The sequence below is a fragment of the Komagataeibacter xylinus genome (assembly GCF_031081985.1).
GTDB classification, from domain to species: Bacteria; Pseudomonadota; Alphaproteobacteria; order Acetobacterales; family Acetobacteraceae; genus Komagataeibacter; species Komagataeibacter xylinus_E.
In genome coordinates, this window is record NZ_JARWSK010000008.1 from 1 (window position 1) to 19,537 (window position 19,537).

The following is a 19,537-nucleotide window of genomic DNA, read 5'->3' on the forward strand; positions in this document are numbered from 1 at the left end:
GAGGGATACGGTTTGCGTGCAGGCGTCATCCCTCATTACTGCACCAATCAGGCACGAAAGTACATAACACCCTCTAGGCTCGTATCTCGGATTTGAGCATCTGTTAAAGTTCCTTGCTACGGACGGACATGATGCTGTCGTGCCCTCGGTACCCAGCTCTGCCTTTTTCAACCCGATCACCGGTATCATACATAGGCCCGCGTTGTGCAGCCGCACTCATATGCGGGCTGATGGCTCGTCTAGCCGGTACCCGGCGTTTTGAACGCTCATCGGCGTCAGGATAAGGCTCCAGACTCACCCCGCACCCAGACTGAAACAGGTGATTTCACACCCCTGCCCAATTAGAGTACAAAACCCGACCACAGCCCGGTGCCATTGCTAACGTATAGCAACCTACCGCCAGGAATGTGCTGGCAGCCGCAACCGAACGTGACCCTGTTCGGCTGTGCTGCACATCTCATGTTTCCGTTTTCTGGCGCAGAGGCCAACGTTGCCCTGTATGTCGGCGTAGAACGTGGTTGATCGCTCATCAGACAAGCGCATGCAGCGTCGAACCTACAACACATATTAAGAAGTCCGGCAGGACATGTTTGAATACATTGAAATGTTCGGGCTTCCCTGTTTTCCTCGGCCAGCCAGTAATCTGGCATGCTGACGAACTGCCTCAATTTCCTTTGCCGAGACCTTTCCTTTGAGCTTCGCGTTCCGCATCCGCCAGTCCAGACTTCTCACCTGATCAGAGAGGACCACACTGGCGGGTTTTACTACTACGGCTACTTCAAACGGATAGCCTTTGATTTTAGTGGTCATGGGGCAGCAAAGCGTCATCCCCGCTTTGGCATTATAACTTGCAGGGCTGAGAAGCACCGCAGGCCGATGCACAGCCCGTTTCCGCCCCGGCTGAGGGATCAAATTCCAACCAGACAATGTCGCCGCAGTCCGGAACCCACGTGACCTGCGATTTGGTGTTCACCAGCTTTCGTCACCTACAGACTGTCCAAAGTCAATTTCATCATGCCCGTTCAGATCGGTAATCCCGGCGACGAGATCTTCCAGTTTGAGCAGTGTGGCGCGAACTGGCGCAATGATAACTCGAACATCTTCCTCATGAACATTCATCATCTGATCATCCTGACGTTCGGGTGATGCCTGGCTGCCTTATGACAAAGCCGGATAGGCTGGGCTGATCAGTCAGACCTTGGCCCCTTTTGCTTTCGTGCCGGTCTTCCGTACCGCACGCGGTCTCGCTGAAGTCTTGGAACCCGGCGTTTTCTTTGGCGATGCCGCGGAAGATCCGGTTTCAGTTGCCGACGACCTGGATCGCTTCGAAATCGTTTTTTTGGGGGGTAATACAGCCTCTGCAGTGTCGACCAACACTTCTTTCGTCGCACTATCGACAGAAGGTGCTGCGGTTGCTTCGTCCACGGGAGCGGTCTGGGGCACCAAAACCTTACGTCCGAGACCCGCGTCTCGCGCCAGAGTCGCCCGCATTTTGGCATACTCCGGAGCAACCATGGGATAATCCATAGGAAGCTGCCACTTCTCTCGGTATTGCGTTGGCGTCATTCCGTACCTTGTCTGCAGGTGACGCTTGAGCATTTTGAGTTTTTTGCCATCTTCCAGACAGACGATGTAGTCAGGAAATACCGACTGCGCGACTGGAACTGCGGGTTGCTGGGCAGGGATGCTGCTGTTTTTCTCTGTGGCCGGTGTTGTTTCGCGGATAGCGGCGTAGACATCGCGGATAAACGCCGGGACATGTTCTGTCGGCAGAGAGGTATTGGTATTGCCGAGATGCGCTGCCACGATGTCGCTCATGGCAATTACAATTGCCGGGGTTAGGTCGTCTGATTGGTCCATGATAAAGCCTCTCCGCTATATTTTTGCCGAATAACATTGCCGGAGTGTAAGTCTTTATGCAATCGGCAAAATATGGCGTATCGAAAGCTAAATTATATATTGCGGTACGTTGCCTACATCGATCACATTGCACCATGAACATCAAGTTTTACGCAAATTGTATGCGGCGGAGCCTGCCCCTGATTACGCTATCAGACGGCGTAAACTGGCTTATGCAGCGGGCCTTTCACGAAAACTACGGCTCACCTCAATGTCGATGATAAGTTTTTTTAGTCGGAATATATCCACACACGAATTTTCCATGACGTGGTGAGCGGATACAGTATTTATCTCTATCACCTGTCTGATGATCACCCCGGGTTATCCTGCAGATAATGCTGCCAGTCATGACTGTGTAACGATATAGCCGCGTTTCAGGCGATAACGGATCATCGCGGTCAGAGCATTCACCGCAGCGCCTTCGTCGGGATAGAGATCCACGCGCTGGGTGCCAGCTGTCCCGATCCTGCCCCAGTTACGAACAAGTGCAGCACCACCGAACAGGTCGGGCTGAACTGACAGTCCGTAATACCGCCACTCATTGAAACTGGGTTGAATACGGCGCAACTGGACCGATAGCGGGAACAGTCCAAGTTGTATTGTTTTCCCTGGGGGAACGGCGCTCCTTGATCTTCTGGATGTCATATTGGTCCTGCGCATCGCATGATGCTAACATGATCTATTATCCAAGTACAGATATTCTGAACTTCTTTCAGCCTTTTGCAACTCCGCGTGGAGCATGCATGGATCATTTCCTACGATCTATGGGTCGGATGATACGATGCGGATGTCTTCCGATACGTCAATCATCCAGCACATTGGTGGTTGCCTCAAGCCATGACCCGGTCGAAGATGACGTAGAAGACGCTTTTTCTCGCCACTCAGGCGTGACTGCCCTTCGATCAGCCAGAAAGTGCAGGGCATGTTTCGAACATGCGTTGCCCGCAGAATATTGACGAAACACTTGGTAACAATAATGAGATATACGTTACAACAAGACGGAATCGTGTAGATTGAGCAGCCTGATCATGATTCCGTGGAGCCAGGTGACCAGATTAAATCACTACGGAAATCGTCAACAATAGCAAAGTATATCGGGTTATGCCGCTCCAGCGCTCCGTAAGAAACATGGCAACCGTGCACTGCGTTGCTTCAGTGTGTTCGTCTTGATCCGTGTGAGGATGATATGAAGTTTGATGAACTTCGCTCGCGTTTCGAGCTTATCGATGACGAACAATCCGGACAGCTATGTCTGACGCTGGTTCAGGCGATTTTAGCGCTGAGATGCAATATTGAATACATTGCTTCTCCAGCGAAAACATCAACTGCCAGGCGTGAGCAGGCAAGATCATTGCACCCCATTCTGGTGCTTTGCCACGAAAAAGGCCATCAGTTGAAAGACGACCACCCGAATTCCCATTATTTGCAACTCCGCGTTGATATTCTTGTAAAAATGATAAGCGAGATGTCGGTCGAGGAGTTAGGAAGCGAAGCAGAAGATACGTTTATTCTCTCCCCGATCCCCCCCCCTTTTGAAAATCTCCTGTCTCAAGAAAGGGGAAACGACAAGGGATGATTTTTTAATCGCAGTCGCATGATCAGGGCGTACAGGACATAGGTATTGTCCGGAGTCCGCCATGCGCTGTTTCTACGTGTTGCCATTTCTCCTGCTCATGCACGCGCCAGCGCGAGGACAGCAATGCTCTGTGTCTACTCCGATTGAGTCCAGGAGCGACACCATAGGGCCGACCCTGGAACATGATGATAAAGGTAGGACCGATGCAGTCGCCCACCTTGGGATCGCAGGGGCCAACATCGAAAAACTACCCGATCTCCACGGGTTCGAAGCTGGCATCGCCCATACCCGGAACGAACTCCTCGTCTTTTTCGCTCCGGAAAGCCATGCAATCGTGCTTAGCGGCACGATGATTCCGGTACCCTACGACACCCTACGTTCACTGGCCGGGTCGCGCGCCCACGATCTCGCACCGGTCGATGGCATCAGGGGAATGTTTGTTCGGGCAGATAATCGTTTTCAGGTCGTCTATGCGACCCCGGATGGCAAGGCAGCAGTCGCGGCCCGGATGTGGGGTGCCGCTGGACAGGACATCACGAAAGACCAGATCAGGGGCATTCCTGGAGCCGTCCCAGAAATCAGTATCTCTGGCGCTTCATCCGACGCTAACGAACAGTCCGAGTTCCAGGGGCTCTCGGGAGGCCTTATAGGGATACCTTCCGCCCCGGAAGTCATCATGTTCATAGACCCGCAATGCATTTACTCGATGAAGGCGATGCATATCCTTCAGCCCGCAATCGATGCAGGGAAAGTTCGCCTGAAAATAGTCCCGCTGTCATTGCTTGATTACGAGGATAACGGCGCCAGTACCGTCAATGCGAGAGCCATGCTATCGCTCCCGGCAAACGAGATGGCACAAGCGTGGGTCAACGGTCGTCTAAACCCGGGATTGGCTGCACCTGAACCGGATAGTGGGGAGAAGCTTGCCCGTAATACCCGGATTGCACGGCAGATAGGGCTCACAGGGACACCAACGTTCGTCTGGATGCACCGCAATGGCGGGACCGGCCGGCTCGACGGCGTTCCCACGGATGTCGCCACATTTCTCACCTCGGTCTCGCAATGAAGACACGACAGGACCAGACCGGCCCGCGGCGTTTTTTTGAAAGAACGCGCAAGGTGGCCCGCGTGGTGATTGGCGACCCACGTACATTGGTCGCCTGGTCCGATGTAACGAGGAATGCCGCGCTGATTGAAGCCCTCGGGAAGGCATTACTGAAGCCTAAAGCCGGTATGCAGGGCCCGCGGGCGCCAGACGGTACCCCTATTGATATCGCCGCGGTCGCTGCCGAATACGGCGTCGAACCCCGCGTTGTGGCGATCTTACTCGATCAGAGACAGCATGAGACATACAGGCGGGCGCTTGCTGCCAGTATGCTCGCTGTTGTTCTGGTGCTTGGCTGGACCGGAGAAATGCTCCTTTCCCACTGGAAGGGCAGCCAACTCCTTGCTGCGCTGGAGTTCGCACCCTTCTGGACATTTCTGACACTCGTGGCGTTTCAGAACGCGTGGCTCAACTGGCAGATCCGCGAACGCCGCCTGGGTTCCGCCCGCCAATTTGTCGCCACCGCCGACAGCCTCATTCCACGCAGGCCGTAACCGCAAGTCCATCTGCTTTACGCTGGTGAATAGATAGGATTGGCGGAGCACTCAGAACGTGCCGGGTGGCGCGTTCTTGTCGCCGCCCTGAGCGCCTGTTGCCCAGGAGGCATGTTCGTAATCCTCGCGCCCCGACATCGCCCGTGGATCATCAGGCCGGACGATCGTACCGGCGCGATCGTACGTAGGGGGTGTCCAGATTACACGTGTCGATCCGTAGGCCACGTGCGGATCATAACGCGCATGCCTGGTCGGGGGAGCCTTTGGGCCATGCACATGTGCAGCAGACGACACGTTGCCAGCGCTGCATGCCGCAAGCCAGGGGGAGAGGACAAGAGGTAGAATGAGATGTTTCACGAATGGTCTCCCGCTTAGAGGAGACCATCCTGACAAAGTATCTTGCGACTAGGACTGCCGCTTTCTCCATTCATTTTCCATGGAAAGATAGCCCCAAATCCGTCGTTCCATGTTCTCGGCTTTAGTCTTCAGCATTGTATGGTCGTCGCTAAGTCGATGGTATTTATCGTGGGCTGCCGCAAGATCGCACGCCAGGCGTTTCTCTCGGTCCCCAGCAGCCTTAAGTTGAACTGCCTGCCGCGCAGTTGCTGCATCTGCGAGAGCGAGAGTGTCTTTCAGGTCTTTGATCTGAGCCTCCAGACCAGAAGCATATTCCCTAGATCTGAGCAGATGCTCCTCAAGTCTGTCAGATTCCGCGTTCTTCTGTCGCAGTAGACTTGTCATCTGCGAAAGCAGGTGAGCAAGTTCATCGGCTTCTGTCGGTCGCGCAGGCCGTCGGCCGTAAAGCGCACGTTGTATGGAGTTCCCCAGCGTCTGTTCGTACTGGTGCGATGCACGTCCCAACATGAACGCTGCAGCCCCGCTCAGGCCACCACAGTTCGACATCTCAGTTCCTCCTGACCCTAAAGTCAGACGCTCTTTTTCATTGTTGTATCACTTATCAGGGCTCGAGCACCAGAAGATATGCCACCGTTGCCTTGTCCCGGCCCATTCTGATTATCTGCTTTATTTCCTGCCAGAGACTGCTGAATCGAGAGCAACGTGCCCGCCATACCGACAACGGCGGCGTCCCTGCTGAACTGGTCGATATCAACGCGATCCACGTCACCAAATCCGATCATCGCGGGAACCCGCTGGGGCAGGATCGAGATCATCCTGAATGAAATGAACGCCAGGGTGACGTGAATCATGACAAAAAGGCTGACCAGAACAATCATGCCGAGGAAGTTGCTGACAATCCAACCGTTTGACAGCACCAGTCCGGCCGCAATGCCGAAACACATGTGGATCAGCCACGACACTGAATCAAATATAAAATATCCGAGGAAAAGTCCGAACAGCATCAGTACCGGCCGGAAGATGACATTGAACAGAAGGGCATAACCCTGTTTTGCATGACCGTGCAGCCCCTCCCCATTCATGGTCATATGCGCGAGCATCCACAGAGGTGCTGCAATCACGGATTCACAGACCATGATGAACCACCCAGCTACGGCAAACATCCACATGACAAACGGGATCATCGGGATGACGTAGGCAATGGTGAGGCCTGGCATAAGCATGGCAAAGCAGCCGCCGATAATCGGCGCGCCAAAAAAGTGCATCAGTGCGTGCCCGGCCCCTGCCGCTACGGCACCTTCTGGATTCCCGCTCAGAAGCGACAGCACGCCGATACCAACGGTCCCGGCCGTAGAAGAAAGGACCGACGCAGTGCCCATCGTGAGAAGGGCGGTCGTGATCATCCAGTTTCCAAGTGACATGAGATTGCCAAACGGATCCGTCCAGTAGCCGTTCGTCCCGGACGGCTCGATAAATCCGGTCACGATCTGCAGGGCGTAATCGTTCAGGTGCAAAGCGCGGAACAGCTGGTCGAGCACACCCGCACCGTCTCCACCCGGTATAGCGCCTGTGTACAGGTCGGCATTCCCGCCTGGCGCAGTCACGCCATCCTGCGTCGCAACCATGCTGTCAATGTTCTCCATAAAGGTGTCCGCAGACTGCACCAGGGGCGCAATGTCCGAGGCAAGATAGTTTCCGAGACCGGAATAGGATGGGGTGGTGATGGTTGGCGTTGCGGTCATGAGAGACAGGGTCTGGCCATTGAGGCGCGCGAATTCGAGATAGTAGGCTCCTGCGCCAGTCCACCCGAGATTATCCATCTGGTTGCTGGTGTTGACCGCATCTCCGTTCGTCGAAATCCCCCATTGGTGAAGCGCGAGCGTCTGATTGTTGACCGTGTCCTGAAGCTTCGACCGCAGTTGTGCCGCCTGCGTCGTGAGACGCGACGCATAATCGTTGGTGGCATTGACGATGATGGTCATGAGTGGGGCCAGGGACGCTGTCGTTTTCGTCTGCCAGTAATTCTCGGCCACCTGCGCAACCTGGCTGCGAATGTCGCCAAGGATCACGGAATCAAGGACCTGTTTTTGCATACCCGCCTGGTCGACCTGGAAACCGGCCAGATTCACCGCGTCAGTATTGGGCGCCTGCAGACTTACGGCCCCGCAAACTGGTGTCCCGTCCCCTGCGCCGGCTGCCATATTGTAAGAATAGTTGATGATTCCCATCTTCCCGCCGGTCACGGACAGGACGGTCTGCCCGGTCGGGGCTGCAATCAGGTTCGTGTTATTCGCAGCAATGTTAATAATGGCCCGGCAGAACTCATTTTTCACAAGACCGGTCACAATCCCCTTTGTGCCGGGAATAAGGGGCTGTGCGATGACCATGCCGTCTGGTCCGATTGCCTGCTTCGCCTTGTCGTAGACGACCTTCGCCATACCGATGCCCCAGAGCGAGCCCTGCACGACAACGGCCTGCGCCGCATTGAAGCCGGTTGTCGGAAGCGGCCACATCAGGATGGCTGCAATCCCGATCCGCACAATCGACATGCTGGTCTGGTTGTTGCCAAGGAGTTGCGCTGTTTCTGCCCCCCGGTGGATGTTCATGAAGTAGATATAGCTTACGACCGCCATCGCAAATGCCATGACGAACCCGGAGAACCACCCGATCATGGTTCCTATCACGGTCGCCTCGTTGCCGATGCTGGGCGCGCTCGTATCCTGGCCGAAAACCGGGAATACGGACCGGATGACCTGCGCCGCCCAGTCACTGCCCGGATCAAGCAGGTCCCATGTCACGTTATAGCCCGTGCTGCTGGCTGCATCTTCCGAACCGGTCGCAACAACCGTCTGCGCTGCAGCGGACACGGTAAGAGCCGACAGAAACAGGAGCGGCAGGATGGCGAATACAGGGCGACGAAAGGGCGTCATGGTTTGTCCTCCCAGCAGCACAGTCACGGCGCAGGACTGGCGGTGGGACCAGGATTCATCCGCGTCATGAAATCCGTCACCGCAGTCACAGCCTTGTGCATCATCTCGCGGACCTTCTCGCTCATGTCTTCCAGCGCACTGGCCCCCTCTTTTTTTCCGGGCACTTCGGCAGCAGTCCTGCCAATCTCGGCATCGATCTGGGTGAAGCGCTGCGTCACACTGCCGGGCATTCCCATGCGCTGGCCTGTTGCCTCGGCGGCTTCCCTTCCCTTTCCGTAGGCTTCGAGTTTGCTGGTGACATTCTCCAGTTGCGCCGCAAATGCCTGGTTATTCTGTTTCTCCGTCACAAACTGGCTATGCAGATCGGCATACCGACCACCAGCCTTCATCTCCGACAACACACCGGCAACACCGTCAGGATCGCCCTTTCCTGCATCTGAGATCGCCGCCATGATCGAGGAAGCTGGTCGCTCCCTGAGGTCACGCAGGGCCTCCACCGCCTGCTTTCCCAGACGTTCGGTCGCCTCCAGGCTCTTTGCGTCACGCGCGTTGTGCAGCCGGGTGCTGAAATCGACGGCCTTTTCCATCCACGATGATGCCGGGTTCGCAGGCTGGTTATCAATGCGCGAGGCAATCGCTTCCGCAAGGCGGGCAAATCCGCCACCGCGAATAACCTTGACGTCCTCCTGATCCTTGGCCGCCGCGTTCGTTTCCCGCGTGTTCGCTGCCGCCTTTTCCTTTGTGCCGCTGGCATCCATCGTCGATCGGCTTTCCGGCGCATCTTTTGCCGGACCTGTCTGTTTCTCTCGAAAATCCTTCTGAGGATCCGTCGTATGGGTCCGTCCGGGCTGGCTGCTGGCTGACTGCTCCGGTCCTGGCGGGGTACCCTCCCCCGGGGACGCCATTCCTCGGGTTTTGTCCGGCTGACCTTTCTCATCGTGCGCAAACCCGGCAGCATGGTCATGCCCTGGCGCTGGCTGGCGCCCTGGTTCGGGAAAGACGGTCGCCCTCAGGTTCTCGATGGTGTGCGCGATGTCCGGGTGATCCGGATCCTGACGTCCTTCAACCAGTTCGCTGGCAAGTGTCCGGATCGCGTTTACTTCTGGCTGCTGAAGGCGATGCGTTTCACGCATCATCGCAGCGACCACAGGTTCGTTCAGACCCGGGTAATGCGCCGCGCGCTCTGTCATCTCGGTGCGGAGAGGATGCTCCTTTTCGAGCGTCGGTCCCAAAAGACGCTCTACATCCTGCATGGCGTATGCGACGCGCGTACGGAAGCCGGGATCATTATGGACGTCAGGCTCGCGGGATTCCTGCCGCAGCCGATCATAGGCGGCGGCCTGCCCGGGTGCCTGCTTCCTGTATTCGGACTGCACGCGATCAAGGGTTGTCAGCACATCCTCGATATCGCCGGTTTTCTGCTGGGCCTCAGACATGGCAAACCTCTAGGGATTGATCGTGGGGGAAGGCATCGGTGTCAGGCCGTCCTTGAAGGCGACCTCTTCTTCCTGCGCAACCCGGGCAGCTCCCATGGTCGCCAGGTAGAGCCCGAGACGGTAGTTCTGCAGCGCAAGGTAATTGGACTGCGCCATCTCGGTGGCAACTTCGCGCATGACCGATGCGGGAGGCATTGCCTGGAGCGAGGCGTTCCAGCTCACGCTGGAGACCCTGCGATTGACTTCCAGCGCCATGGCCTGCAGCCACGACGCCTTGTCGAGCGGCGTAAGCCCCTCGGCCGTCATTTCGGCCTTCTGGTCCCGCGTGAGCGTGACAGACGGAACACCAAGAGATGTGACGTAGCCCGTGACCCAGCGGGCAAGAGACATACGACTGTTGTACGACCGGCGCCGGGTTGCGGCTTCACGTCCCCGAAGGCTGGACAGCTGCTCGCCACGCAGGGCCGCAGGCGCTACCGGCTGGATGAGCGTGGTCGCATAATCATTGGCTGCATCCACTGCGCCATCCGCGGACAGGGTATCGGCGCCGAACAGGCTGGCGGCACGCTGGTCGGCGTTCGGCAGCCGCGACACGGAAGAGCAGAGCCCCTGCGCCACGTCGTCGGATGAACAGTAGCGCTTGAGGTGCAGGGACATGTTCGCATCCGTGCCCTGTGACTTGCCGTAATAGGAGGGCGTCCCCTGACCTGCCTCACCACGGGGATCGCTTACGGTCGCGATGGCATACACCGCGGATCGAGCCGCCTTGGACGCGGCCACGGTGGACTGCTGGGCATCAAGGCCCGCGCAGAATTCCGGATTCATCATATGCTCGTCCCGGATTCCGGTTTCCTGCTGACGCCGTAGAAATCCGGCCATCGCCGCGTCCTGGGCATCCATGAGTTGCGACTGGGCACCGACCTGGGCTTTCGCGTAATTGGCAACCTGCGTGAAACCCTTCGTCAGGAGAGACGCAACGGAATTCGGGTTTGTAAGGCTACTGAGATTTGAATCGATGCTGTCCGTCAGGTTTTTCGTCATCGTATTGAGGGCGTTGCCCGTGAACGCCTGGAGAAGCTTGATCGCCGCAACGACAGCAGCATCGCTGAAAAGCGCGTATGCCGGACGCGGCGTGACTGCCAGCACGCAGACACACGAAGCGGCACCAATGGCAACCATCTGCAGCCGGCGCATCAGAATACTCCGTCCACGAGATTGCTCAGGCTGTATCCAGTCGGAAGCTGGGGAGATCCGTTGATATACAGGTCAGTCGCACCGCTCGACGTTCCCGCAATGGTGGTCGCAATTGGCGGCCCACCACCACCGAAACTCAGGCTCGGGCACATGAGTCCGCTACTCGAGCCAAAACCGAGCCCCAGGTTAACGCCCGACAGACTGAGTCCACATTGGGTCGACCCCATGGCGTTCCCCCATGCAGCCTGTGCGGCCTGACAGACCTGGCCACCTATCTGGCCCTCGACGGCCTGCAGGAGGGCTGCTGGGTCAAGGCCGTTCGTGATGAGATTCAGTCCGGTGCCGTTGAAAAAATTGCTCAGGCAGGACAGGCCGTTGACGCTATCCGGCTGCTTTTCATAGGCGTCGTTGGCCTGGACGCGTTCGTTTACGGCTGTTGCCGCCGCCTGGGTCAGGGCAGCACAGCCGACGCTTCCCGTAGATGTCGTGGCACCAGAGGCGCCTGATGACGTGGTCTGCGCATGCCCCTGTATCGATACAAGAGCGGCAGTCACTGACAACAGGACACGGAAGCGCAGACGGATCATGCGGCCTCCTGACGTGTAGCCGGACGCGTCACAGCCTCCAGCAGGGCAATCCTTTCCGGAGCAAGAAGGCGATGAAGCGCCTGGCGCCTGCTTTCCGAGATCACGCCCCGTCCAAAAGGGCTATCCGCCGACAACAGGTCCCTGCGGCCGCGCAGATAGGGGATCAGCGCGTCAAGGGAGTTGACCAGATCAGGCCATTCAGGCGACGCGACACCAGAGAGGATGGCGTGCCAGGCCGTCCTCGCTGTCATATCATTGTCCAACATCGCGATGACATCCTCTCCGCCCCTGATGCGCCAGATCTCGCCGAGCGCATCCAGCGCAAGGGCGACATTGGGCATCGGGGAAGAAGGTCCGGATTTCCGGACGGATGAGGGCTTGTTCATGGAACCTTCCTCGGGTGATTACGACGAAGGTGTCGGGCCATCATGCGACCGGTCAGCGAATTCGACGTCGGACCGCGACTTTATTATGAGCGACATCAATGACGTCGCCCGCCTGGGCTACCGTGGTCGCCAGAACCTTGTTCCATTCCCGGCCGCCCTGCCAGTCAACAGGAACGCTGGTGTCCACGTCCGCCGCGAACACGACACGCACCCCATGCGGAACGATCTGGCGTATGGCGAAGCCAAGTGGAACCTGCTTTCCGTATCCACTGGCGATATGGAAATATCGACGGGCTGGAACATTCCCGGATGTTCGAGGATCCGTACCAGTACCCGGCAATACGCCCGGCCCTTTCTGACCAGTGTCTCCCGGTGAAGGTAAGGTCTCCCCGCCGGTCGTCCCCATTGTGGGCGACGTCAATGCCGACTGCGGCGGAGTTTCCGGAGAGGTTGTCTGGACCAGATGAAACGCGGCAGGTGTGACAGATATGGGGCCAGAGGCCAGCGCCATAACCACGGCAGGCATAACAGGCATATGAGTGTCTCCATCAAGCTCTCCTGACCAAAGCAGCGGCCTTTGCGACCTCAGACACCTTTTTTGCGGGCTCCAACTCGACTATCATGACGTTCCGTCACGGCTGATCCCCTGTCAGGACGCGGCCAGTCGATATCTTCTGGATGTTGGAAGTTTCTTTTGCTGAGGAAAACGCCCGCCGTGAGAGTAAACGAAAATGTCCCATGACAATGGCAAGATGCAAGCCGAGGCCTTATTTGCATCCGGCCAATTATATAGAGACATCGGGGAAATCATTTATGACAGGCGGACTGCGCTTGACTGGACGCAGGTGCACCTCGCCAAACTGGCACGGTTGAATGTATCGGTCATACGGAGCATCGAAGCCGGTCGTCCGGTTTCCCTGGAAACATTATCGGCGCTGCTACGGGTGTTTGAGATAGATCCGCGCGATATTCTTCCGCAAGGTGCACCGGAAGGAACATGGTTTGCCCATCTGGATCTGGCGGCATCCGCCACGCAGCTGAAAAAGACCATGAAGCAGTGTTCGGACTACAATCTGGCAATCCAGAAATTACGCGACATTATTGGCAATATTTCCAAGACGTTTAACCTGCCGGAAATACCGGCCAGATTGCCGATCGATCATTATTCACACAGTGTCGCCTTCACCTCGGGGGAACGGCAGGACCTCCTTGAGATATTTGGGCGCAGGATTCAGATCTTCAGAACGCTTCAGGGAGCAACAGCGAGCCAGATCGCTCATAAATCGCACGTTTCCCTGACCAGCCTGAGCCTGATCGAAGCAGGGCTGAGAAATCCGAGCCTTGAAACGGTTTATCGCATTGCCGAAGGACTGTCCGTCTCCGTTTATTACCTGATCCCGGGAATACATGACGACGCAGATCTTTTGCGTTCCCTGGACATGACCGCGTGGGCAATGTCCGCGCAATCACAACTCGAAGCCCTCGCTGATCTCGAATCCATTATTGGTCACCTCGACGATATCGCAAACCACTGACCGGGTGCATGAAGGTATAAAGACTGTCAGGAAAGGGGTCTCCTTTCTTATGGCAGACCCTATGCCTTGGGCTGTCCATTCCAGGTGATGTGCCCCGGCTGATCACCAACGTGGACCGGAAACCGCGTCTGGAGTCATATTGGCGCGTTCTGCGCTATTTATTTCTTGACGGTGATATAACGCTTAAGAGATATTATTCCCAAAACACGCAGCCTATCCCGAAAACGCGATGACGAGGGCATACCGCCATGAAGTCAGCATCGTTCGGCCAGGTCATAAAACACGGTCTGTTTACATGGCTTCAGACCTATCCCACGCCAGAAATGACGCGCGCCCTCTATGCCAGGCTGTGCGACGAAGTCCTTGTAGCGACAATGCTTACCCTGACAGTGCAGGAGGTAAAGGAGTCAGTCGCGCAATGGGCCAACCGACCCCAGAATGTTTTTTATGAAGCGCCTGCACGCAGGGGAGCATGGACAAGGACCCAGTTGCTCATCCTTGGCCAACGCTGGCTCTGTGGTGATAAAACCGCCGACATAGCTGAGATGCTTGGCCGCTCGGCCGGGAGCGTGCGTGCAAAAAGAAAGCAGCTTGGCCTGCCACCGCGCATCAGGCTCTCAAAAATACAGGCGGAGACCATACTTGCCGAAAAGCGGAGCGCCATTCCCGCAGATCCCGAAGCTGTCCTGACATGGGAACAGGCCTCCCTGCTTCCTCATGAAGCCCGGCGGGGACGGACATGGCTTGTCAGGAAGAGCCTCAACAGGCTGACCCTCACAGGACATAAGGGAGGAGACAAGGTACGGTGGCACGAGGCCGCCAACATTGAAATCGCATACCGCCATTTTGCATTTCAGAACCCGCGTGAAATTGCGCGGGACTTCCTTATTTCGGAAAGCGCGCTGAAATCCCAAAGCTGCTGGGAACAGCTTCCGCCACGACGCGGCGCCAAAGTGCCCTGGTTCATTCACGCGAGGGCCGAATATTATATCGGCGAACACCACTACATCCGGCGGGAATGCCTCTGCAAGAGCGGATGCTTTTTCTGGACCACCCGCAAGGGTGGTGACCGGGTCAGCAGACGATACCGCCGCAGCATTGCCGCCACGCATGGCATTGCCGCCTGAGTAGTAGCGGGAATCATCAAAGAAAAAACGTGCCGGTCGCAAGATAGACTTCCAGCCTGCTCTCATCACCGTCGGGAAATGAGAGTAGAGTGATGACCACCTTTTTTCATGCCCCCGTAAGGGAGGCGCGCCATGCGGCTGTTTAATTCCGCAGTAACCAGGCGGCTTACCGACCCCGACTTTCAGGGGATTGTTGTAGACAGATCACTGCTGCTCAACATCGCACTGGCGGGCGTGGTCATCGTGTTCGCGGCGCACGACGCCTATATCCGTGCACACCCGCCCACACCCCTCTATTTCTACGTTGACGGCCAGAATGCTCCCCGACCGGCCGTGGCCCTCACCAGTCCGGTACTTGGCCAGGATCAGCTTCTCGGCTGGGCCGTCAAATGGGCGATCGCACCCTACAACATCAACTATCGTGATTTTCCAACCCAGATGAACACCGCGGGCGCTCACTACACGCTCAACGGATGGAACACCTTTGCAAAGTCTTTCATTACGCAGGGGAATCTGGCGAAACTCAGGGATGCAAAACTGCTCTGTTATGCGCAGCCGACACGGGCCGCGACCGTACGCGCCGAGACAGTCGTGCAGGGACACGCGCGCTACGTAATACAGTTTCCTTTCATCCAGACCTGCGAAAACGTGAACCAGCAGAATACGCAAATGCTGATGGCAACCGTGACGATTGATCGCGTGGAGGACCTGGATCACCCGGATGGACTGGCCATCGAACAGCTTGTCGTCTCGTCGGGGAGGGAGTGACAACCGTGCGAATTCTTTCTCTCTTTCCGCTGACCCTGTCCATCCTGCCACTTGCGGCACTCGCACAGCAGCCATCACAGCCCGGGCCTGCGGCAACGACACCTGCAGACGATCAGGATCAGGCAGCCGAAGGTGAGGCCGAGCATGAGGCCATTCCTTTCACCCCCGAAGAAATCCTTCGGCTGGGGGAACGCCTGAAGGACGTGCGTCGTGCCACGGAGCAGGTCGGTACGGAATTCGCGACCCCTAATGCGCGCCCGGCGATCCGTGTCTCCTTTGCGCCTGGTCAGCAGACAAGCCTGATCTTTACGACAAAAGGCTATCCGACCGCATTGTCCTTCGTGGACAGCACGGGACAGCCCTGGCCGATCGCATGGAATACGTCTGGCAATTCCGCCAACCCGGACGGCAGCACGAACTGTGCTTCCGGCAAAAGCGGCGCGTCGGCCGGGAATCCTGCGGTTGAGACAACGGGTTTCTATACCTGCGTCCCGTTCAAGGGCTCCAATACCATCAATATCGAACCGATGTCGCTCCAGCCCAGAGGTGGACTGCTCGTAACGCTTCAGAACGCGCCAAAGCCGGTCTCCTTCCTGCTGATCGCGGGACGTGGATCCTACGATGACAACCTGACCGTTCGCATGTCCGAGGGAGGGCCCAATGCCCGGGAGCCGGTCGACAGCCGCCCCGGAGTGCCCGCGACAGGCGAGCCCTACATGAACGCCATGCTAAGCGGCATTCCACCAGCGTCAGCCGTTCCGCTGGCCGTCGAGGGTATTTCACCCGATGACGTACGCGCCTGGCGGATTGGAAACGAGGTCTATCTTCGCACGCGCCTTCATCTCATGACGCCCTCCTCGGACAGCATGGAGCAGGGTGAAGGGGGATACACGCTCTATGCCTTCCATGAGTCCCCCGTTGTCCTTCTCTCCGATGCGGGACGGACGGTCTCGGCCCATATCAGGGACGCACAGTGATGAAACCCAGGTTCAACCAGCTGCTCAGTGATGCGTCGCGGGGCGGAAACCGGCGTCTGCTCGCAATCCTTGGGAGTATAGGCACCGTTCTTGGTGTCACGCTGCTCATCTCCACCATCCACCGTAAGGAGCTTCCACGCTCGGACCCCGGCAGGCCGCCCGCCGCCAACCCCCTGCCCGGCGGCCTGAATTCCAATCCGCGCCAGCAGGAACTCCGCGAAGATCAGATCCGCGACGAGGCAGGTCGGGCACAGACTGCGGGACAGTCGTATTCACCCGATATTGCACCGGGCACGCCCACCCATCCCGACGACAAGCTTCCCCCGCCCCCAGTCGCCCAGGAGGTCGGGGCGGACGTCAACCCGGCGCTGGCCAAGGCCGCCGCAGCGCCAGCCCTGCACGCGCCTGAGGTCGTGCCAAGCGTTCCCGTCGTACCAGTGCAGACGGATGCAGCCTTCCGTGCAGCCATGCCACGTGACCCACAGCTCCAGAAAGACGCCATCACCGCATACAGACATGCGATCATGGATCTCGCGGGCCGTCTTGATGGACGCTTTCCTGTCACAAATGTCCTGTATGAAAAGACGGAAATCGGAAGGGAACAGACAAAAAAACCGGTGGTCTCCCCTTCAATAACTTCGGCCGCGACAGCAAATTCCCAGACGGCCCTCTCCCGCGTCCTTGTTCCTGCCGGGCGGGGGATTTACGCCCATACGGTTTCAGCAACCAACAGCGATCTCGGGGGAGAAATCATCCTGGAAGCTGATTCAGGTCCACTCGCTGGCGACAGGATGAAAGCATCCGTCAGAAGGGCCGGGGGACATCTGAACAGGCTGGTTGTCCGCGTTGATCAGGTCTTCCATAAGAATGATCCGACCCCGATCCAGGTCGAAGGTATGGTGGTTGCGCCGGACACCATGGAAGCTGCGGTGGCCTCAAGCGTTGACCAGCTATACGTTGAGCGCTTTGTTCTTCCCGCCGCAGCCGCCTTTGTCCAAGGGCTCGGGCAGGCGATCGAGATGACGTCGAACACGACCGGTTCGATCGGAGCCCTCGGCAACGTCAACTACGTCCAGTCACTGAATTTCCCGCAACAACTGGGCGTGGCGGCCGGTGCAGCGGCCTCGCAGGTCAACAGCGCGCTCATGCAGCAGATGCCGACCCAGCCGCGCGTAAATCTTGCCGCTCAGGTCAGTGTTGGCGTGATCTTCATGTCGGACGTCGTCATGAAGAAGTAAGTTTTCGGGCACCGGTCGCATGATATCGGCGAATTCTGCACTCTCTACCAGAAGGCAGCATTCACCATGACCTCAGCCGCAACCGCAACGACGTCCCGGGATCCGTTCAGCGCGGATCGCGGCATTGAACCTGTTCCGTTTCGCAAGCTGGGCACGACGCCCGAGCCTGACCCTTCGCCTGAACCGGACACAATTGCCGAGCCTCTCTCTCCTCACCCGCAACCTGTGACAGCAGCACCTGACAGGAACAGACCCGTTCCACATGCCATAGCCCTTTTCAGGGCGCTTCCGCGCCGCAGGCAGGTCATCATCGCGGGTACTGCCGTCGGCAGTCTGCTCTCCCTCTTCCTCGTGATGGGCATAACAAAGAGGCAGGCGTCTCCCGTGGGCCAGGAAGTCGGAATGATTTCCGCCCCGCTACCAGCAGGCCCCAAAGCGTCTCCAGCGCCAGGGCACTCACCTACATCATTGCCATCACCCCCGGCACCTCAGGTCTCGGCTACAGATGAGGATCTCAAGGCACTCCTTGCGATGAAAAAGCCGCCCCATCCCGCCGACCCAATACCGGCAACTCCGTCGGCTGAGAACACGCCTACGCAGAGACACGATATCGGCATCGAAACGGCCGTTCCAACCGACGATGCGGTCCAGAAAGCAACCCGGCTGCAAGCGGCTCCCATGACATCGGACGACCAGTTGCAGGTGCTGCAGCTTGTAACGGAAGAAGCAGCACTGGTGCAGCGGACCCGCAGCGACATCGCAGCGCTCCGGCAGGATCTTGACCGGCTGCGTATCGCAGATACGGCAAAGGCTTCGGATCTCAACCGCCGGATGTCGCTCCTCGAAGCGAAACGAGCCGTGGCCGACGCCGAAGCACCCCCGTCAGATGGACCGGCCGCCACACGCGCCGCAGCCGACAAGGCACGGGCAGCTCTGGAAGCCGCGGCGGCCGAGCCGCAACCAGCACCAACGCCGCCGCAATCTCCAGCGTCCCGGACAGCGAAAATGCGCCCGACGCCTCCTGCTCCGCCCCCGACATGGACGCCCCACTACCGGATACTTGCCGCATCTCCCCAGCTTGCCATGGTGCAGGACGACGCTGCGCCGGCCGGGCAACCGCCGCAGTCCGAAATCGAAATCGGCACGGATCTCCGCGGATATGGTCGTGTGCGCGCCATCTCTCAACGCGGCACGATGTGGGTGATCCAGGCTGAACGCGGCATCATCCAGTAAGGCAAGGACACATCGACGTGCAAGGTCTGGTCAACCTCGTCAACGATCTCGCTCTCGCCATGGCCTGGCTGCTGCCAATGGCCTGCTATATTGCAGCGTGGATTGCCTTCCTGACCGGGGCATGGGGATTATGGCAGCAACGCCAGCCCCAGAACCCGTTCGTCGGCCGTCCCTGGGTGCCCTGGATCGGGATTGTCCTGTCCGGCGTTTTTGCCACCTTTGACAGGATACTCACCAAGTCCACCACCTCTGCCGGTCTCGATACGCAGGTTGCGCTGGGAGCTTCTGTCACCGGCTACACGGAAGCGACGACGGGAAGCGTCATTTCCGGGACTGGCCCAGAGGATGCCATCCTGTCAATCGTCAGTGATTTCGCCCTGTTCTTCGAAATGTTCGGCGCCTGGGCGGCGTTCATGGCGGTCGTTGCGTGGAACGCGTCGGCGACCGGAAAAACAAACCGCTCAAAACTCAGTTGCCTCATCCAGTTCGTTTTCGGCGTGATCCTCCTCAATCCCGTCAAGGAAGCAACCTGGATCCTGAGCCACTGGACAACGTCCGGCTAAAATCATGACCCAACCCGTAGCGCTAAGATTGGCCACGGTTCGACACTTTCTTCCTGCGCATTTTTTTGATAACCGATAAACATGATAAAATTGGGAAATAATAACCCGAAAAAGCGGGGCGCGCGCCATCTG

General features: G+C 57.8%; 21 protein-coding genes. 11 read left to right on the forward strand and 10 right to left on the reverse strand.

What is annotated here, in order from left to right; genetic code table 11:
• Window positions 1-567: 567 nt before the first annotated feature.
• The 4 genes from QEG70_RS14115 to QEG70_RS14130 form a co-directional block, all read right to left on the reverse strand.
• Window positions 568-882 carry a type II toxin-antitoxin system PemK/MazF family toxin gene (locus tag QEG70_RS14115; protein WP_306308847.1) on the reverse strand — a complete coding sequence of 105 codons (315 nt, stop codon included), beginning with the start codon at window positions 880-882 and terminating at the stop codon, window positions 568-570.
• A gap of 87 nt (window positions 883-969) precedes the next feature.
• On the reverse strand, window positions 970-1,122 hold the full coding sequence (locus QEG70_RS14120) for an AbrB/MazE/SpoVT family DNA-binding domain-containing protein (RefSeq protein WP_053323998.1): 153 nt from the start codon (window positions 1,120-1,122) through the stop codon (window positions 970-972).
• Window positions 1,123-1,191: 69 nt separating this feature from the next.
• Complete coding sequence (locus QEG70_RS14125; protein WP_110569788.1) at window positions 1,192-1,860, reverse strand: Ros/MucR family transcriptional regulator; 669 nt, start codon at window positions 1,858-1,860, stop codon at window positions 1,192-1,194.
• A 384-nt stretch (window positions 1,861-2,244) separates the two neighbouring features.
• Entirely contained in the window at window positions 2,245-2,544 is a 300-nt protein-coding gene (locus QEG70_RS14130) for a WGR domain-containing protein (protein ID WP_110569789.1), read from the reverse strand.
• Between the two features lie 541 nt (window positions 2,545-3,085).
• Here QEG70_RS14130 and QEG70_RS14135 point away from each other — a divergent pair.
• From QEG70_RS14135 to QEG70_RS14145, 3 genes are all read left to right on the forward strand, one after another.
• The gene (locus tag QEG70_RS14135; protein ID WP_308721258.1) at window positions 3,086-3,475 is read left to right on the forward strand and encodes a hypothetical protein; all 390 of its coding nucleotides are present in this window, start codon (window positions 3,086-3,088) and stop codon (window positions 3,473-3,475) included.
• A gap of 61 nt (window positions 3,476-3,536) precedes the next feature.
• Window positions 3,537-4,541, forward strand: a complete 1,005-nt coding sequence (locus tag QEG70_RS14140; RefSeq protein WP_186336129.1) for a thiol:disulfide interchange protein — start codon at window positions 3,537-3,539, stop codon at window positions 4,539-4,541.
• Window positions 4,538-5,074 carry a hypothetical protein gene (locus QEG70_RS14145; RefSeq protein WP_110569791.1) on the forward strand — a complete coding sequence of 179 codons (537 nt, stop codon included), beginning with the start codon at window positions 4,538-4,540 and terminating at the stop codon, window positions 5,072-5,074. Before QEG70_RS14140 ends, QEG70_RS14145 begins: the two co-directional genes overlap by 4 nt.
• A 405-nt stretch (window positions 5,075-5,479) precedes the next feature.
• On the opposite strand, the gene QEG70_RS14150 is transcribed toward QEG70_RS14145, so the two are convergent.
• From QEG70_RS14150 to QEG70_RS14175, 6 genes are read right to left on the reverse strand one after another with little or no spacing between them, the layout of a single operon-like run.
• On the reverse strand, window positions 5,480-5,977 hold the full coding sequence (locus tag QEG70_RS14150; RefSeq protein ID WP_112209948.1) for a hypothetical protein: 498 nt from the start codon (window positions 5,975-5,977) through the stop codon (window positions 5,480-5,482).
• Between the two features lie 23 nt (window positions 5,978-6,000).
• The gene (locus QEG70_RS14155; protein WP_308721259.1) at window positions 6,001-8,361 is read right to left on the reverse strand and encodes a DotA/TraY family protein; all 2,361 of its coding nucleotides are present in this window, start codon (window positions 8,359-8,361) and stop codon (window positions 6,001-6,003) included.
• Window positions 8,362-8,384: 23 nt separating this feature from the next.
• The gene (locus QEG70_RS14160; protein ID WP_308721260.1) at window positions 8,385-9,797 is read right to left on the reverse strand and encodes a hypothetical protein; all 1,413 of its coding nucleotides are present in this window, start codon (window positions 9,795-9,797) and stop codon (window positions 8,385-8,387) included.
• A 9-nt stretch (window positions 9,798-9,806) separates the two neighbouring features.
• A complete protein-coding gene (locus QEG70_RS14165) occupies window positions 9,807-10,991 on the reverse strand; it encodes a hypothetical protein (RefSeq protein ID WP_130731471.1) in 1,185 nt (394 codons plus the stop codon).
• Window positions 10,991-11,578, reverse strand: a complete 588-nt coding sequence (locus QEG70_RS14170; protein ID WP_308721261.1) for a hypothetical protein — start codon at window positions 11,576-11,578, stop codon at window positions 10,991-10,993. Before QEG70_RS14170 ends, QEG70_RS14165 begins: the two co-directional genes overlap by 1 nt.
• The gene (locus QEG70_RS14175) at window positions 11,575-11,964 is read right to left on the reverse strand and encodes a hypothetical protein (RefSeq protein ID WP_308721262.1); all 390 of its coding nucleotides are present in this window, start codon (window positions 11,962-11,964) and stop codon (window positions 11,575-11,577) included. The genes QEG70_RS14170 and QEG70_RS14175 overlap by 4 nt, the downstream gene beginning before the upstream one ends.
• On the opposite strand from QEG70_RS14175, the gene QEG70_RS14180 reads away from it, so the two are divergent.
• From QEG70_RS14180 to QEG70_RS14215, 8 genes are all read left to right on the forward strand, one after another.
• A complete protein-coding gene (locus tag QEG70_RS14180) occupies window positions 11,963-12,340 on the forward strand; it encodes a hypothetical protein (RefSeq protein ID WP_308721263.1) in 378 nt (125 codons plus the stop codon). The two genes, QEG70_RS14175 and QEG70_RS14180, sit on opposite strands and share 2 nt — an antisense overlap.
• Window positions 12,341-12,695: 355 nt before the next feature.
• Window positions 12,696-13,499, forward strand: a complete 804-nt coding sequence (locus QEG70_RS14185; RefSeq protein ID WP_048852102.1) for a helix-turn-helix domain-containing protein — start codon at window positions 12,696-12,698, stop codon at window positions 13,497-13,499.
• A 248-nt stretch (window positions 13,500-13,747) separates the two neighbouring features.
• Window positions 13,748-14,626, forward strand: coding sequence for a hypothetical protein (locus QEG70_RS14190; RefSeq protein WP_308721264.1), 879 nt, complete (start codon window positions 13,748-13,750; stop codon window positions 14,624-14,626).
• 132 nt (window positions 14,627-14,758) lie between these two features.
• A complete protein-coding gene (locus QEG70_RS14195; protein WP_053323851.1) occupies window positions 14,759-15,394 on the forward strand; it encodes a DotI/IcmL/TraM family protein in 636 nt (211 codons plus the stop codon).
• Entirely contained in the window at window positions 15,391-16,371 is a 981-nt protein-coding gene (locus tag QEG70_RS14200) for a DotH/IcmK family type IV secretion protein (protein ID WP_102325803.1), read from the forward strand. The genes QEG70_RS14195 and QEG70_RS14200 overlap by 4 nt, the downstream gene beginning before the upstream one ends.
• Entirely contained in the window at window positions 16,371-17,609 is a 1,239-nt protein-coding gene (locus tag QEG70_RS14205; protein ID WP_308721265.1) for a DotG/IcmE/VirB10 family type IV secretion system protein, read from the forward strand. The genes QEG70_RS14200 and QEG70_RS14205 overlap by 1 nt, the downstream gene beginning before the upstream one ends.
• 678 nt (window positions 17,610-18,287) lie before the next feature.
• Window positions 18,288-18,842: a hypothetical protein gene (locus QEG70_RS14210; protein WP_308721266.1), complete on the forward strand. Its 555-nt coding sequence runs from the start codon at window positions 18,288-18,290 to the stop codon at window positions 18,840-18,842.
• A 17-nt stretch (window positions 18,843-18,859) separates the two neighbouring features.
• Window positions 18,860-19,405, forward strand: a complete 546-nt coding sequence (locus QEG70_RS14215) for a hypothetical protein (RefSeq protein WP_048855554.1) — start codon at window positions 18,860-18,862, stop codon at window positions 19,403-19,405.
• Window positions 19,406-19,537: the final 132 nt, after the last annotated feature.